Genomic DNA, 14,866 nt, shown 5'->3' with positions numbered 1-14,866 from the left:
TCCTCAACTCTTCAAAACCTTTTGGAAAAGGCTGTCAACGGAGAGAATGGCGACCAGCCCCTCGCCGACCTTGAGCAGCCCGGAAACAAGGTCCGAGGCCACGCCCACCCGCGCCTCGACCCCCCATTCGATCTCCTCTCCCCGTGCCTGATACATGGTGGACAGGGTTTCCACCATCAGTCCCACCAGCATCTCCCGGCAACGGCACACGATGATGAAGCGGTTTTCACCCCGCGCACCGGAAAAATCCGCGATCGCGGCCAAATCCACCATGGGGACCACCCGGCCGCGGAGATTGAGGATGCCGAGGATCTGGGGCGGCGCGGCCGGCAGCCTGGTCACGGGCATGGCCCGCAGCACTTCCTGCACCTGGGCGATGGGCACGGCCAGCTCCTGCCCGGCCAGGCGGAACCCGACAAGCTTGAGCGACTCCGCGCGGCGCAGGCCGGCTTCCAGGGCCGCGTCCGCGTCCCGCTCCGGCGGGGCGTCCGCCCCGGCGGCCTGCGACGCCGGGGCCACTTCGTCGCCGGGCCCGGAGGCAAGCGCCCCGGCCACGGTTTCCACCCGGGCGGGCTTGTCAAGCCCCTCGCGGGACAGGGCCGCCTCGAAATCCTCACCCATGTAGCGCGCCAGAAAGGCCCGCTCGGCATCGGAAAACGCCCCCTGCCCCTTCTCGGGCAGCGTGACGTGTTCCTTGAAATATTCCTCCAGGGGGCCGCTCACAGGGACAACACCTCTTTGGCCAACTCGCCGTATTCGCGCGCGCCCCGGCTGCCCGGGGCCACGTCCTGGATAACCCGGCCGGCGGCGCTGGCTTCGCGAAACTTGGTGTCGAGGCCGATGACCGTCGCGAACATCCGGCCGACGAACTTGCCGCGCAAAAGCTCCAGCACCCGCTGGCAGGCCTTGGCCCGCCGGTCGTACATGGTGGCCAGCGCCCGGTAGGCGATGGGCCGGGGCAGCGCCCGGTTGAGCGTGCGCATGGTGTCGAAAAGGTTGCGCACGCCGTGCAGGGCCAGAAAATCCGTCTGGATGGGGATGAGGCACAGGTCCGCGGCCACAAGCGCGTTGACCAGCACCACCCCGGTATGGGGCGGGCAGTCGAGAATCACGTGGTCGTAGGCCGGTCCCGCGGCCAGCGCTTCCTTCAGCAGCACGCCCTTCCCCTTCCTGTCCGCAAGGTCCGTTTCCATATCCAAAAGCGCCGCATGGCTCGGGGCCAGATCAAAATCCGCCAGCCTCGGCCGGATAACCACCCGCTCCCAAGGCGTTTCCCTCGGCGTCCGCGCCCGGAACACGTCCGCCGAGGTGGCGGCCACATCCTCGGGAAAGATGCCCAGATGCGCCGAGGCGCAACCGTGGGGGTCGAGGTCCATGACCAGGACCCGCCGCCCGGCGAGCGTCAGGGCCGCCGCCAGGGAGAGCGCCGTGGTGGTCTTGCCCACCCCGCCCTTCTGGTTGGCTATGGCCAGTATGCGGGGCATGGACGCTCCAACGTGGTCCTCGTGTTATCTCGCGTAACCGCGTATAAAATTGCGACGACAAGACATTCCAATACGTACCTGAAAAAGCCGACGTATTTTTATAAGGCGACACCGGTCGTCGACGCCGTGATGCCGTTACTCCTCCTTGCCGTAAATAATGGCCCCGGGATAGTGCTTGGGACGAAAGGCCCGGGAAATGTTGTGCAGGGATTCCGAGTGCCCGATGAGCAGCTGGCCGCCGGGGAGCAGATTGTCGTAAAAGGCCGCGATGACGTTTTTCTTCATTTCATCGTCGAAATAGATAATGACGTTGCGGCAAAATACGATGTGGGAACGCTCCACGCGCTTGAGCATCATCCGGTCGCTCAGGTTGATCTGGCCGAAGCTGACCAGACGTTTGACTTCGGGCCGCAGTTTGAAATTGGTCCCGTCCGGGTTGAAATAGCGCGAGACGATCTCCTTGGGCGTGGTGCGCAGGCTGTACTCGGTATAGACGCCTTCCCGCGCCTGGGCCAGCACGGCCTCGGACAGGTCGTTGGCCGTGATGCGGATGTCCCAGGAGGCGATTTCCGTGCGCAGCACCTCGAAGAGAATGATGGCGATGGTGTAGGGCTCCTCGCCGGTGGAGCAGCCGGCCGACCAGATGCGCAACCGCTTCTGCTTGAGCTTGCGCTGCTTGTCCAGGACGTCTTTGAGCACCATGTCCTGGAAGACCTTCAGCTGGGGCGGATTGCGGTAAAAACTCGTCTCGTTGGTGGTGATGACCTCGAAAAGACGATTGAGCTCCTGGCGGCGGCCCGCGTCATACTGCAAATAGGCGTGGTACTCCGAGAAGCTTTTGAGATTGAGTTCCTTGAGTCTCGAGGCGAGCCGGTTTTCCACGAGATACTTGCGGTTGTCGGCCACATAGATGCCCGCCTGGGCGTAGATGAAATCCCGCAGTTGGGAGAACTCCGCGTCGGTGATCTTCAGATCCTTCCGCAGGGATATCGTCTTGGAAAAAAGCGAGGTCATGGACTAGCGCCCCCCTTGCTCGTCCTGCAGCCTGGCGACGGCCGCTTCGGCGGCGGCGACCAGTTCGGGGTCGTCGCCGGCGGTCAGCCCGCGCAACGCCTCCAAGGCTTCGGGGCCGCCAATTTCCCCCAAGTTTTCCACGGCCTTCAGGGCCACCAGCTTGCTTTGGTCCGAAGCCAGTTCCAAGAGCCGGGGCACGGCCTGGTGCTCACCGCGAAGCCCCATGGCCTCCACGGCCCGGATGCGCACCCAGTCGTCCGGGTCGGACAGCGCCTGCTCCAGGGACGGATAGACCTTGTCGCTGTCGCAGCCGCCGAGAAGCTCCACCACGGCCAGACGCACGTCGCGGTTCTCGTCGGAAAGACCGGCCACGATGAGCGGCAGCCCTTCCTCTTCGTGGCCGCACATCTCGGCCAAGGCCTCGAGAGCGATCTTGCGGATGTCGGGGACCTCGTCGGAAAGCGCGCCCCGGATCACGTCCATGTGGTCGCGCACGCCCATCTTGCCCAGGGCATAGACGGCCATAAGCCGCTCCACGGGCTCCTCGCTTTGGAAAAGTTCCCGGAAACGGGCGTCGAGATACTCGCCGCCGATGGCCACGCAGGCCTCGAGCGCCGCCTCCTTGACCGCGTCGGAGGGATGCGCCAGCAGCGCGAAAATGGGTTCCCCGGCCGGCTGATAGTGCATTTTCGCGCCGAGAAACGCCACGGCCTCGAGCAGCACGGCCTCGTCGGCGTCGTCCAGAAGGCCCAAAAAGAATGGCAGCGCCTCTTCGCCGGCAATGGACGCCAGCGTCTTGGCCGCCGCCGGACGGACCGCGGCGGGAAGCCCGGCAAAGGCGTCCATGACCAAAAGCGCGCAATCCGGGCACGGCAGCTCGGTCAGGACGTCCAGGGCCACCTGCCGCTTGGCGTCGCCGCCCAGGCGCAACGCCTCCCCCAGGGCCTTGGTCAGTCCCATCTCGCGCAGCGCGCCCACGGCATGCTCGTAGCGCTCCGGATGATGGTCCCGGTCGAGCCGGGCGCAGTGGGCGATGACGGCCGCCGCCGCCGCCTCGCCGCCGACGGACCCCAGGCCGGACACCGCGGCGTCCTGCACGTCATCCTCGTCGTCGCCGAGCGCGGCCAGCAGATAGCCCCGGAAGCGTTCCCGCTCGGCCGGGGACAAAAGCGAAAGCGCCTTGCCGCCGAGGATGCGCACCACGGCCTTGACGATCTTGTTGCGCAGGACCTCCGGCGAGGCGTCCATGCGTTTTAAAAGCATGGTCACGGCCTTGATGTTGCCGATTTCGCCCAAAGCGTCGACGATCATGGAGGCGACCAGGTCCGAACTCTTGTCCAGGGCCTTGACCAGGGCCCCGACCGAAGAGGCGTCGCGGATCTTGGCCAGGGCCTCGATGACCGCGAACTGGACCCACTCCTCGTCGCCGAGCGCCTTGCCCAGGCACTCCGCCGCGTCGTGGAAGGCCAGCTCGCCGAGGCTCACCGCGGCCTGGTAGCGGACGTTGACCTCGGGGTCCTTGAGCAGCGCCTCGCAAAGCGGGGCCACGGCCTCCCGGGTATCCGTGGAGCCCAGGATATCCGAAGCGAAAATACGGATGTCGGGGTCGGCGTCGTGGAGCAGCTCCAGGAGCGTGGGAAAATCCTGGTCCCCCACGGCCCGCAGGATGTCCATGGAGGCGTTGCGACGGGGCGCGTCGTCGGAGCGCAACAGCGGCTTGACCGCCGCCACCACGTCCTTGCCGCCGATCTTGCGCAGGGCCCGGTCGGCCGCTTCCTGCACGCCGAGATTGTGCGAGCACAGCAATTTGGCCAAATACGGCACCGCTTCGAGACAGGCGTTTTCGCCGGCCTCATAAGCCGCATCCCGGAGCACGTCCGGATCGTCGCCGCCAAGCCGTTGGCAAAGCTCCTTGCAGTCCACCATGCCGCGTCCTTGCCCGCCGCCCCGCCGGGGAGCGGTCATTTGTAGAGGTTGTGGAGGATGGCCTCGCCCATCTCGTCGATATCCACTATCTCGTCGGCCAGCCCCGCGTCCACGATGGCCTTGGGCATGCCGTAGACGACACAGGTGGAGTCGGACTGGGCCAGGGCGCGACCGCCCTTGGCCTTGAGCAAGCGCATGCCGTCCAGGCCGTCGCTGCCCATGCCCGTCAGCACCACTCCGAGTCCCCGCCGGCCCACGGCCCCGGCCACGGAGTCGAACAGCACCGAGGCCGAGGGTTTATACAGGGCCTCGCGCGGTTCCTCGACCACGCGCACGTCGATGCGGCTGACCTTCTGGTCGATGCGCAGATGCTTGCCTCCCGGAGCCACATAGGCCACGCCATGCTGCAACCGTTCGCCGTCCTCGGCCTCCTTGACCGTAATGCGACAGACGCCGTCCAGGCGCTTGGCAAAGGGGCCGGTAAACGCCGCCGGCATATGCTGGGCGATCAGAATGCCGGCCGGAAAATCCTGGGGCAGGGTCGAAAGCACTTTCTGCACGGCCGGCGGCCCGCCGGTGGAGACGCCGATGGCCACCAGATCGCGGTTCTGCTTGCCCGTGGGCCGGGCCGGCCGGGCCGCGCGCTCCGGGGCGCCGGGCGTCGACGGGGCGGCGGCCCCCGGGCGGGCCCGCCCCGAAAGCGGCCCCCGGGCCAGATGGCTCATGCGGCGCCGGGCGATGGTCTTGACCTTGGCCCGCAGTTCTTCCTCGATCTTGACGATGTCGAGGGACACCTTGGAAAGCTGTTTGGGGATGAAATCCACAGCCCCGAGTTCCATGGCCTTGAGCGTCGCCTCGGCCCCCTCGGTGGTCAGGGAGCTCACCATGAGCACCGGCCGGGGCATTTCCATCATCACGTGCCGCAGGGCGGTGAGCCCGTCCATGCGCGGCATCTCGATGTCCATCGTCACAACGTCCGGCTGGTGGCGCCGGATCATCTCCAGCCCTTCCTCGCCGTCGCGGGCCGTGGCCACGACCTCGATTTCGGGGTCCTTGGCCAGCATGGTGCTTATGGCCTTGCGCATGAAGGCCGAATCGTCGACCACGACTACCTTGATCACATATATCTCCTGAAGAGGGGCCTGTCCGCACCCGAATGCCGCGCCAATCCTCCCGACACGGCCCGTGGCCCGCAACGCTCTCCATGATTAGATGAGTCTTGGCGTTCTGACAACCGACATTAGTGCTTGCCAAAGCCCGCGCGATGCTCTAAAAGCCTGTCTTCCACGACGGGATGTGGCTCAGTCTGGCTAGAGCGCTGCGTTCGGGACGCAGAAGTCGGAGGTTCGAATCCTCTCATCCCGACCAGACTTTCCAAGGGGTTATGCGACAGCATGACCCCTTTTTTTATCCGTCGCCTGACTATTCCACGCGGGCCGGGCCTTATCCCCAAAAAGCATAACGCCCGTTATAATTAAAAAAATACAAGAAATACCGTATAAAACGGATCGCCCCGCTTTCCGCCATTCGGAAAGCGAAACGGAATTATTCGCGGCCCCCGTCCTTGCCGCCCGGGCCCGAAACACCCGCGGCCCGTTCCTCGGCCCGCTCCTCGGCCAGCCGTTCCACGACCTGGATAAGGGTTTCCAGCATCCCGCCCATGTGGTTGGCGCAATATTGCTCCAGCCCCTCGGGCCCGGTGGCGTCGAAGGCCAGCCAGTCCGGTTCCGGAAAAAGCTGCCCAGCCTCGTTGAGGCGCTGTTCCAGCTGCTCCAACAGGTCGTCGGCATTCCCCAGGCACATTGAGGGCATCTCCAGCACCATGCTGAGTTTCTCGAAAATCTCGCGAAGCCGTTCCCATCGGTTCGGCTCGCGTTTCTGGGCCTCCCAGAAGGCGGCCATTACGTCGGATCGCATGCCTCGGGCTCCTTTGCCGCGCCATTTTCCGCTTTCTATCCTTATCGAACGTCAATTTCCAGCCTGGAGGCCGGGATGGCACCGGCTTGCGCCAGGAATGAAAATGATTATCATACGCCGATGGATAGCACAGCCAAAAAACCCGTCTCCCTCGTGCTCCCCGTGGCCGGCATGCACTGCGCCGCCTGCTCCGCCCGCATCGAACGCGTGGTCTCCGCCATGCCGGGCGTCGACGCGGCGACCGTCAACCTGGCCGACGCCTCCATGCAGCTGCGCTACGACCCCGAGGCCGTAAACCTCGACGCCATCGGCGAGCGGGTGGCCGGCCTGGGATTCACTCTTGGCCCGCCCCCGTCCGACAATGCCACATTCGAGCTGGCGATCACGGGCATGCACTGCGCCGCCTGCTCGTCGCGCATCGAGCGCGTGATCCGAAGGCTGCCCGGGGTCGTCGCCGCCGACGTCAACCTGGCCGGCGAAACCGGCACCTTCACCATCGACCCGGCCGCGCTGTCGCGCCGCCAGCTGCGCCAGGCCATCGCCGACCTCGGCTTCGGCTCCCAGCCCCTAAGCGCCTCGGAAAACCGCTTCGCCGCCCGCCAGGAAGCGGCCAAGGCCGAGTTGGCCCAGAAAAGACGCGAACTCGTCCCGGTCTTTATCCTGGCCGCCCTGCTCCTGACCATCTCCATGGGCCATATGCTGGGCCTGCCCCTGCCCGCCTTTTTGCACCCCGAAACCGCGCCCGCCACCTTCGCCCTTCTCCAGCTCGCCCTGACCGCGCCCATCGTCTGGCTCGGCCGGCGGTTCTACCTCGACGGCATCCCGGCCGGACTGCGCGGCGGCCCCAACATGGACACGCTGGTGGCCGTGGGCACCGGCGCGGCCCTGCTCTACAGCATCGCCAACCTCGCTCTGATCCTGGCCGGCTCCGACCCCGTGGCCCGGGCCAGGGACCTCTATTTCGAATCCGCCGGCGTGCTTTTGGCCATGATCAGCCTCGGCAAGTACCTCGAAGCCTCGGCCAAGTTCAAAACCTCGGGGGCCATCGCCGCGCTCATGCGCCTGACCCCGGACACGGCGACGCTCGTGCGCGACGGCAAGGAGGAGACCGTGCCCGTCGACGAGGTGGAACCCGGCGACAGGCTGCTCGTGCGCCCCGGCGAACGCGTGCCCGTGGACGGCGACGTGGCCGAGGGCGACTCCCGCGTGGACGAGTCCATGCTGACCGGCGAACCCCTGCCCGTGGCCAAAAAAATCGGCGACGCAGTCACCGGCGGCACCCAGAACACCACCGGGGCCCTGGTCGTGACCGCCACCCGCGTCGGCCAGGACACGACGCTGGCCCGCATCGTGGACCTCGTGCGCCAAGCCCAGGGCTCCAAAGCCCCCATCGCCAACCTGGCCGACACCGTAAGCTTCTATTTCGTCCCCACCGTCATGGCCACGGCCCTGGTCGCCGGCCTGGGCTGGTACTTCCTCGGCCACGCCGGCTTCTCCTTTTCCCTGCGCATCTTCGTGGCCGTCATGGTCATCGCCTGCCCGTGCGCCATGGGCCTGGCCGTGCCCACCTCCATCATGGTCGGCACCGGGCGCGGCGCGCGCCTCGGCATCCTCGTCAAATCCGGCGCCGCCCTCCAGACCGCCGGAGACCTCAAAGCCGTGGTCTTCGACAAAACCGGAACGCTCACCCACGGCAAGCCCGAACTGACCGACATCGTCCCGGCCGCGCAAAACGACCCCGATCGCCTGCTTACCCTGGCCGCCGCCGCCGAAGCCCGCTCGGAACACCCGCTGGCCAAAGCCATCGCCGCCGCCGCGACCGCCAAAGGCGTCGCCCTGCCAGCGCCCGAACGCTTCGAAGCCGCCCCGGGCAAGGGCGTGGCCGCAGCCATCGACGGCAGCGCCGTGCTGGTCGGCACCGCCGCTTACCTCGCCGAACAGGACGTCCCCGACGACCCGGCCGCCGACGAGGCCGAAGCGCGCCTGGCCGACGCCGGCAAGACCGCCATCCGCGTCGCCATCGACGGCCGCTCGGCCGGCGTCCTGGCCGTGGCCGACACGCCCCGCCCCGAAGCCGCCGCCGTGGTCAAGGCCCTTGGCCGCAAGGGCGTGGCCGTGGTCATGCTCACCGGCGACGACGAACGCACCGCCAAAGCAGTGGCCAACACCCTCGGCATCAAGGAAGTCATCGCCCGGGTGCTGCCCGACCGCAAAGCCGCCGAGATCCAAAAACTCATGAGCTCGGGCCGCAAAACCGCCATGGTCGGCGACGGCATCAACGACGCCCCGGCCCTGGCCGCCGCCGACCTCGGCATGGCCATGGGCTCGGGCATCGACGTGGCCGTGGAATCCTGCGACGTCGTGCTCATGCGCAACGACCTGCGCGGCGTCACCGCCGCCCTGGAACTTTCCCGGGCCGTCATCGCCAACATCAAACAAAACCTCTTCTGGGCCTTCGCCTTCAATACCATCGGCATCCCCGTCGCCGCCGGCGTGCTCCATATCTTCGGCGGCCCCACCCTCAACCCCATGATCGCCGGCACCGCCATGGCGCTCAGCTCCTTTACGGTGGTCACCAACGCCCTGCGGCTGCGCTTTTTCACGCCGAGGAAAGTCGCTTAAGGGAAGAATGAAGATGCTGGGGCTCTGCCCCAGACCCCGCCGGAGGGCTTATGCCCTCCGGACCTCCCTTTACGCTCTGCCGGGACGCAACCTTGCAGGGTGGCGATGGTGGGATTCTTGTTGCCGCAATCGGCCCGGCGACACGAGGCGCTTTGCGCCTCGACGCCGGACGCGATTGCGGCAACAACCACGCCAGCGGCGAAGCGCCGCATTTTAAGAAAAAGATATTTTTCTCCGAATGTCGCCCCAAAGGGGCGACCGGCGTGGTGGCGGCGGAATTTGCCTGGGACGAGCTTGTCGCGAAGCGACATGCACCGTCCCGACAAATTCCGCCGCCATCTTCTCCACCCCCGCTCTCCCGCCAGCCAGCCCCACCTCCGCCCGGCCCAAGCCCACCGGATGGGGGGTCCGGGGGGCCCTCGGCCTCCCGGCGGGGGTGCGGGGGCAGAGCCCCCGCCGGGGTCTGGGGCAGAGCCCCGCCGACTACACCGATGCGTCGTAGAACGAGAAGTGCCAATCGTGGCGGCTGTCTTCCTCGATGAGGTGCGGCAGGGCCTGGAGCATGGCCGCGTCGCTTCCTTCGGGCAGGATGGAGCACAGGCCTTGGCGGATGGCGGCGATGAGCGGGTGTGGGCCGGCGGGTTGGGGCGGGCAGCCCAGGTCGGCGAGGTCGGCGGCGAAAATTTGGCGCAGGGCCTCGTTTGGGAGATCGGCCGCCAGCCGGGCGGCCAGGGCGCGGACCACGGGTTCGGGGAAGGCGGCCTGGCGCAGGAGCGCGACGAAGCCGTAGGCGCAGTAGAGATAATCGTAGAAGATGAAGCGCGGGTCGGCTTGGTGGTGCGCGCGCATGCGGCGGCGCATGGCGAACAGGAAGGCGTTCACGGCGTCGATGAGGTTTCGGGAAGCGGCGTCGAGATACTGGCCGCCCTGCCAGGTCCAACCCCGGCGGGTCATGGTCAGGCGCGACAAGCGGCGGACCTGCCGGACAGGCGCGTCGGGCAGGATGCGCAGAGTCAGGCCCTTGCCTCGGAGCTTATGGCTGAAGTAGACGTCTTCATGCAGGCGTTCGCGGTACTCGGCAAACCCGTGGCGTTGCCAGGTTTCGCGCCGCAGAAGCCACAGTCCGGCCGGGATCACGTCCGGTTCGCCGACGAAACCGACCATATGGCTGAAGCGCAATTTCTGGTAGGCGGCAAGGAGTCCGTCGCCGGCCTCGGTCAGGATGGGCGCGGACACGAGTCCGACTTCGGGCCGGGAGGCCAGGGGCAGGGCCCGCGTCACCCAATCGGGCGGCAGGCGGATATCCGCGTCCACGGACAAGAGAAAGCGCCCGGACGCGGCGGAAAGTCCGGCGATTTTAGCTTGCCCCGGTCCCTGGTTGGGCGTCAACCGGAGCACGCGTAAGGCAGGATCGGATGCCGGCGGGGAAAAGGGCTCGCTGGAGCCGTCGTCGACCACGATGATTTCCCGGGGCCGGAAATCCCAGGAATCGATGGAAGCGACAAGATCGGCGGCAAGCCCATGGTCCTCATAGGTATAGCTGATGACGGACAGGCCGTAACGTTTTTTGTTCATGAAACGCCATGGAAGCAATGAAGCGTTATGCAGGAGAATTCCTGAAAAGCCGCTCTACGCGGATAGCACCGCGCCCTTCTCACGTAAAGTTGCGCGGACATGAACGAATATTTCATCATCCTGTAATCTTTCGAATTCTGAAAAACATTGCTCCCGTGGCCGAGGTAGTTTAGAAAGATGCCTTCAGTTTCGTGACCGCATTCCAAACCTCGCAGAGAACCAGACAGCGCTAAGGTGGTGCCATGCCTCGATTGTCTCGCCTCGTATTTCCCCTGTTATGCCTCAGCCTGCTCGCAACCGTCCGCCCGGCCGAAGTCGGGGCCTATACCGTCAAAGCCGGCGACACGCCGGTGTCCATCGCCAAAAAGCACGGCGTTTCCGTCCAGGACCTGCTCAAGGCCAACAAAGGGCTCGATCCAAGAAAAATGCGGGTGGGCGAATCGCTGACGATCCCCGGGGGCTCTTCGGGCAAAGCCGATAAGAAGCATTCGGAAAAGGAACCCAAAAAGGAAAAGGCCGGCAAAAAGGCCGAAGGCTCCTCCGAAAAGGAGCGCGCCGCCCTGGCCCGGGACAAAGTCAAGGAAAGCAAGTCCCAGGCGAAATCTGGCAGCTACAAGGTCAAAAAGGGCGACACCCTCGGCGCCATCGCCGCCAAGTACGACGTCAGCGTGGATGAGCTGCTCAAGGCCAACAAATCCCTGCATCCCAAAAAGATGCGCATCGGCCAGGAACTCGTCGTCCCCGGAGCCGCGCCGGCCAAGGCCGAACCCGCCGAGAAGCCCGCGCGCAAGGCCGAAAAATCCCGCGAATCCCACGCAACGACCAGCACCTACACCGCCCACAAGCGCGACACCGTGCACACGGTGGCCCGCAAATTCCATATCAGCGTCAAGGAACTCTACCGGCTCAACCCCGGCCTCGGCAAAAAGCTGCATTCCGGCCAGAAGCTCAACGTGCCCAGCAAGGCCGTCGAGCCCGAAGCCGCGCCGGCCCGCACTCCCGCCCCCGAGCAAGCGCCCGCGGCTGTGAGCGAACCGGAACGCCCGGCCTCGGCTCCCAGGACACCCGAAGCCGCCGCCCCGACGGAACCGGCCAAGCCGGCCAAAACGGCCGAGCCCGAAGCCGCGCCGGCCAAAACCGGCCTGCAGACGTCCGACGCCGAAGCCGCCTTTGAAAAGGGCATCGAGTTCGGGAAGCAAAACAAGTTCCAGCAGGCCGTGGACAGCTTCAACAAGGCCATCAAGCTCAACCCCAACCGTGCGGACTTCTACGCCAGCCGGGGCCATGCCCACTACTACATGAAGCAGTACGCCAAGGCCATCGACGACTACACCAAGGCCATCGAGAAGAACCCCAACTTCGCCCTGGCCTACTCCATGCGGGGCCTCAGCCGCACCCGCTCCGGCCAGTACCAGCAGGCCATCACCGACTTCAACAAGGCCATCGGCTTCGGTCCCAACGAGGCGGACTACTACAAGGGACGCGGGTTCACCTACCTGCACCTCAAGCAGTACGGCCCCATGTGCGAGGACTACAAGAAAGCCTGCACCCTGGGCGATTGCGAACTGCTCGACAGCGCCAAGAAAGAAAAGCTGTGCCAATAGGCGCGACTTCCAAAGGTTGATGCAAAGCCCGGCCCCGGCCGGGCTTTTTTATGGAGAGAAGAAGAGGATGCGAGAGGGGAACCCTTTTTGAAAAAAGGGTTCCCCTCTCGCGCTCTCCCCTCCCCAAAACTTTTAATAATGTTAAGCTGTTAACCTTAATCGCGGGTAAGGCATGGAAAAAAACTTTGCTTCACGAAAATTCTCCGCCGGATATCGCGATGGCTACGCCGCCCGCTGTCCCTTGGCCTTGGGCCAGAGCTGGGACACCAGCATGCCGGTAAACATGAGCGCACAGCCGAAAAGACCGCGCCCTCCAAGCCGTTCGTCCAGCATCAGCGCCCCGCCAATGGCCGCGAACACCGTCTCGAAGCTGAGCAGAATGGCGGCATGGGTGGGCTTGGCGTCGCGCTGGGCGATGACCTGCAACGTATAGGCAAGCCCCACGGAAAACAGGCCGCCGTATAGTATCGGCCAGGCCGCGCCCACGATCCCCTCCCAGGTCACGGTTTCATAGAGGAACGCGCAAACAAGGCTCAACACCGAGCAGACCGCGTACTGGGTCATAGCCAACGGCAAGGCCCGGGTACGCGGCGATAGCCAGCCGATCAGCAGCACATGCCCGGCCCAGAAAAACGCGCCGATAAGCTCCAGCCCATCCCCCGGAGCCAGGCTGAGGTCCTCATTCACCGACAAAAAATAAAGCCCGCAGGCCGCCGCCACCGCCCCGATCACATCGCCCCGGGCCGGACGCTGGCCCAGAAAAAATCCCAGCAGCGGCACCAACACCACATACAAGCCGGTGATGAACCCCGCCTTGCCGGCCGTGGTGTACAAAAGCCCCACCTGCTGCAACGAAGCGCCCGCAAAAAGCACCGCCCCGGCAAGAAGCCCCCCGATCCAGGGAAACCCCGGATCACCATCGCCCAGAAACGGCGCGGGCGGCGGGTAGCGCATCGAACGCATCGCCAAGGGAGCCAGCACCGCCGCGCCCAGCGCGAACCGGATGCCGTTAAACCCCATCGGCCCCAAATGCGCCATGCCGATCCGCTGCGCCACAAAGGCAAGGCCCCAGATAAGCGCCGTAGTCAGGCACAAAACATCCGCTCGGAACGATGCGTTTCGACCCATGACGATACGTCTCCTTACGTTAAGCCAGGAGAGGCGCTGCCTCTCCTGGACTTCCACCAAGGCAGGGGCTCCGCCCCCGCACCCCCGCCGGGGGGCCACGGGCCCCCCGGTCCCCCCATCCGGTGGGCTTTGGTCGGGCGGAGGCGCGGATGGGGGGCGAAAAGGCGGAGAGTGGAAGATGGCGGCGGCATTTGCCGGGACGGTGCATGTCGCTTCGCGACAAGCTCGTCCCGGCAAATGCCGCCGCCACCACGCCGTCGCCCCTTCGGGGCGAACTTTAGAACAAACTTTCCTTCTTAAAATGCGGCGCTTCGCCGCTGGCGCGGTTGTTGCCGCAATCGCGTCCGGCGTCGAGGGGCTTTAGCCCCTCGTGTCGCCGGGCCGATTGCGGCAACTAACATTCGACGTCCCGCCGCTCAAAGACACCAACCCAACCCGGTAAAGGGGGGTCCGGGGGGCATCAAGCCCCCCGGCGGAGGGGTCCAGGGGAGGCGGCGCCTCCCCTGGGGCGAAGCGCCGCCCCGCCACTGCGACTACGATCGCTGCTGGTCCCCCTGCTGTTGCGGCTGGGCGTCGTTGCCGCGGCCGCGCGGCACGATGAGCACGCGTTTGAGCGGCCCGTCGCCTTTGGAGCGCGTGGAGATGGCCTCGTCCTCCTGAAGGGCCAGATGCACGACCCGTCGGTGGTAGGAAGACAGGGGCTTGGTGGATTGGGGCCGCCCCAGGGTCTTGGCCTTGTCGGCGAGGAAAATGGCCATCTTGCGCAGGTTGTCGTCCTGGCGCTCACGGTATTCGCCGGTATTGATCTGGACCTTGATGGGGCTGCCGTGACGACGGATGACGATGCGGTTGACGAGGTATTGGATGGAGGAAAGGGTCTGCCCTTCGCGGCCGATGAGCAGGCCGGAATTCTCCTCGTCGAGGATGAGCACGGACACGCGTTCGCTGTGGCCGGAGATCTCGTATTCGGGAATCTGGCCGAGGATGCCGTCGAGCATCTGGTCCATGACTTCGCGCACGATGGCTTCGAGTTCAGGGGTAATGGGCTGGGGCGGCGTCTCCGGAGCGGCCGGCCGGCGTTCCTCGCGGTTGCCGCGGGATTCGCGCCGGGGACTTTCCGTTGCGCACTCCTCATCCATTTCCATCATGGCGTCGTCCGGAAGATCGTCGACCGGATCCGGTTCCGCGACCGGAGGCGCGACGGGTTCCGCGACCGGGGCCGGAGCGGCTTCCTGGCGCGGGGCGACGGGTTCGGCCGCGACCGGTTCGGGCTTTTGCTTTTCCGGCGCGGGCTGGCGCGGGGGCTTGCGCGAACGGCTATTTCTTTCGGACTTGGGCGCGCCGTCGCGCTTGCGGGAGTCCTCCATGCCTTGCAACAGGTTGACTTCCTCGCGCAGGCGGGCCCGGACCTCGGCCTTTTTCTTGCCGACGAGGCCGAAAATGCCGGAGGAGCCGCCGGAGAGGATCTCCACTTCCAACTTTTCACGGGGCTCGCCGAAATGGCGACATGCCTCCTGCATGGCCTCATCGACGGTCTTACCGCTGAAGGTTCTGAATTCGCTCATAAACGCTCCTTGATTGCACTTGCGCCGCTTT

12 protein-coding genes and 1 tRNA gene are annotated in these 14,866 nt (G+C 65.7%); 3 read left to right on the top strand and 10 right to left on the bottom strand.

Annotated elements, in window-relative coordinates; all coding sequences use genetic code 11:
* Positions 1-3 precede the first annotated feature (3 nt).
* The 5 genes from DESFRDRAFT_RS10300 to DESFRDRAFT_RS10280 form a co-directional block, all read right to left on the bottom strand.
* Positions 4-723 carry a chemotaxis protein CheW gene (locus tag DESFRDRAFT_RS10300; protein WP_005993650.1) on the bottom strand — a complete coding sequence of 240 codons (720 nt, stop codon included), beginning with the start codon at positions 721-723 and terminating at the stop codon, positions 4-6.
* Positions 720-1,484 (bottom strand): ParA family protein, encoded by a 765-nt coding sequence (locus DESFRDRAFT_RS10295; RefSeq protein WP_005993648.1) that lies wholly within the window; start codon positions 1,482-1,484, stop codon positions 720-722. Before DESFRDRAFT_RS10295 ends, DESFRDRAFT_RS10300 begins: the two co-directional genes overlap by 4 nt.
* 135 nt (positions 1,485-1,619) lie before the next feature.
* On the bottom strand, positions 1,620-2,498 hold the full coding sequence (locus DESFRDRAFT_RS10290; RefSeq protein WP_005993646.1) for a CheR family methyltransferase: 879 nt from the start codon (positions 2,496-2,498) through the stop codon (positions 1,620-1,622).
* 3 nt (positions 2,499-2,501) lie between these two features.
* Positions 2,502-4,424 (bottom strand): HEAT repeat domain-containing protein, encoded by a 1,923-nt coding sequence (locus DESFRDRAFT_RS10285; protein ID WP_005993644.1) that lies wholly within the window; start codon positions 4,422-4,424, stop codon positions 2,502-2,504.
* A gap of 35 nt (positions 4,425-4,459) precedes the next feature.
* Positions 4,460-5,545: a protein-glutamate methylesterase/protein-glutamine glutaminase gene (locus DESFRDRAFT_RS10280; RefSeq protein WP_005993642.1), complete on the bottom strand. Its 1,086-nt coding sequence runs from the start codon at positions 5,543-5,545 to the stop codon at positions 4,460-4,462.
* 169 nt (positions 5,546-5,714) lie between these two features.
* Between DESFRDRAFT_RS10280 and DESFRDRAFT_RS10275 the strand changes: the two genes are divergently transcribed.
* Positions 5,715-5,792, top strand: a tRNA-Pro gene (locus tag DESFRDRAFT_RS10275).
* Positions 5,793-5,969: 177 nt separating this feature from the next.
* Here DESFRDRAFT_RS10275 and DESFRDRAFT_RS10270 read toward each other — a convergent pair.
* Complete coding sequence (locus tag DESFRDRAFT_RS10270; RefSeq protein ID WP_005993639.1) at positions 5,970-6,341, bottom strand: hypothetical protein; 372 nt, start codon at positions 6,339-6,341, stop codon at positions 5,970-5,972.
* 120 nt (positions 6,342-6,461) lie between these two features.
* Between DESFRDRAFT_RS10270 and DESFRDRAFT_RS10265 the strand changes: the two genes are divergently transcribed.
* Positions 6,462-8,963, top strand: coding sequence for a heavy metal translocating P-type ATPase (locus tag DESFRDRAFT_RS10265; RefSeq protein ID WP_043794468.1), 2,502 nt, complete (start codon positions 6,462-6,464; stop codon positions 8,961-8,963).
* Here DESFRDRAFT_RS10265 and DESFRDRAFT_RS22145 read toward each other — a convergent pair.
* Both DESFRDRAFT_RS22145 and DESFRDRAFT_RS10260 read right to left on the bottom strand, forming a co-directional pair.
* Entirely contained in the window at positions 8,960-9,274 is a 315-nt protein-coding gene (locus DESFRDRAFT_RS22145) for a hypothetical protein (protein WP_144005001.1), read from the bottom strand. The genes DESFRDRAFT_RS10265 and DESFRDRAFT_RS22145 overlap by 4 nt on opposite strands.
* 172 nt (positions 9,275-9,446) lie before the next feature.
* The gene (locus tag DESFRDRAFT_RS10260; RefSeq protein WP_005993635.1) at positions 9,447-10,538 is read right to left on the bottom strand and encodes a glycosyltransferase family 2 protein; all 1,092 of its coding nucleotides are present in this window, start codon (positions 10,536-10,538) and stop codon (positions 9,447-9,449) included.
* Positions 10,539-10,780: 242 nt separating this feature from the next.
* Here DESFRDRAFT_RS10260 and DESFRDRAFT_RS10255 point away from each other — a divergent pair, with 242 nt between their 5' ends.
* Positions 10,781-12,142, top strand: a complete 1,362-nt coding sequence (locus tag DESFRDRAFT_RS10255) for a LysM peptidoglycan-binding domain-containing protein (protein ID WP_005993632.1) — start codon at positions 10,781-10,783, stop codon at positions 12,140-12,142.
* Between the two features lie 222 nt (positions 12,143-12,364).
* On the opposite strand, the gene DESFRDRAFT_RS10250 is transcribed toward DESFRDRAFT_RS10255, so the two are convergent.
* A complete protein-coding gene (locus tag DESFRDRAFT_RS10250; protein WP_005993630.1) occupies positions 12,365-13,270 on the bottom strand; it encodes a DMT family transporter in 906 nt (301 codons plus the stop codon).
* A gap of 533 nt (positions 13,271-13,803) precedes the next feature.
* Positions 13,804-14,835, bottom strand: a complete 1,032-nt coding sequence (gene jag, locus DESFRDRAFT_RS10245; RefSeq protein WP_005993628.1) for an RNA-binding cell elongation regulator Jag/EloR — start codon at positions 14,833-14,835, stop codon at positions 13,804-13,806.
* Positions 14,836-14,866: the final 31 nt, after the last annotated feature.

This window comes from Solidesulfovibrio fructosivorans JJ], assembly GCF_000179555.1.
In the GTDB taxonomy this organism is placed as follows: domain Bacteria; phylum Desulfobacterota; class Desulfovibrionia; order Desulfovibrionales; family Desulfovibrionaceae; genus Solidesulfovibrio; species Solidesulfovibrio fructosivorans.
The sequence above is the reverse complement of the archived record's forward strand: the minus strand, read 5'-3'. Positions and strand labels throughout refer to the sequence as shown.

What these genes read in the sequence shown, in the direction of transcription:
- DESFRDRAFT_RS10290 (WP_005993646.1), bottom strand. Translation starts at nt 2,498, where the DNA reads ATGACCTCGCTTTTTTCCAAGACGATATCCCTGCGGAAGGATCTGAAG.
- DESFRDRAFT_RS10265 (WP_043794468.1), top strand. Translation starts at nt 6,462, where the DNA reads ATGGATAGCACAGCCAAAAAACCCGTCTCCCTCGTGCTCCCCGTGGCC.
- DESFRDRAFT_RS10270 (WP_005993639.1), bottom strand. Translation starts at nt 6,341, where the DNA reads ATGCGATCCGACGTAATGGCCGCCTTCTGGGAGGCCCAGAAACGCGAG.
- DESFRDRAFT_RS10255 (WP_005993632.1), top strand. Translation starts at nt 10,781, where the DNA reads ATGCCTCGATTGTCTCGCCTCGTATTTCCCCTGTTATGCCTCAGCCTG.
- DESFRDRAFT_RS10250 (WP_005993630.1), bottom strand. Translation starts at nt 13,270, where the DNA reads ATGGGTCGAAACGCATCGTTCCGAGCGGATGTTTTGTGCCTGACTACG.
- DESFRDRAFT_RS10285 (WP_005993644.1), bottom strand. Translation starts at nt 4,424, where the DNA reads ATGGTGGACTGCAAGGAGCTTTGCCAACGGCTTGGCGGCGACGATCCG.
- DESFRDRAFT_RS22145 (WP_144005001.1), bottom strand. Translation starts at nt 9,274, where the DNA reads ATGTCGCTTCGCGACAAGCTCGTCCCAGGCAAATTCCGCCGCCACCAC.
- DESFRDRAFT_RS10260 (WP_005993635.1), bottom strand. Translation starts at nt 10,538, where the DNA reads ATGAACAAAAAACGTTACGGCCTGTCCGTCATCAGCTATACCTATGAG.
- jag (WP_005993628.1), bottom strand. Translation starts at nt 14,835, where the DNA reads ATGAGCGAATTCAGAACCTTCAGCGGTAAGACCGTCGATGAGGCCATG.
- DESFRDRAFT_RS10295 (WP_005993648.1), bottom strand. Translation starts at nt 1,484, where the DNA reads ATGCCCCGCATACTGGCCATAGCCAACCAGAAGGGCGGGGTGGGCAAG.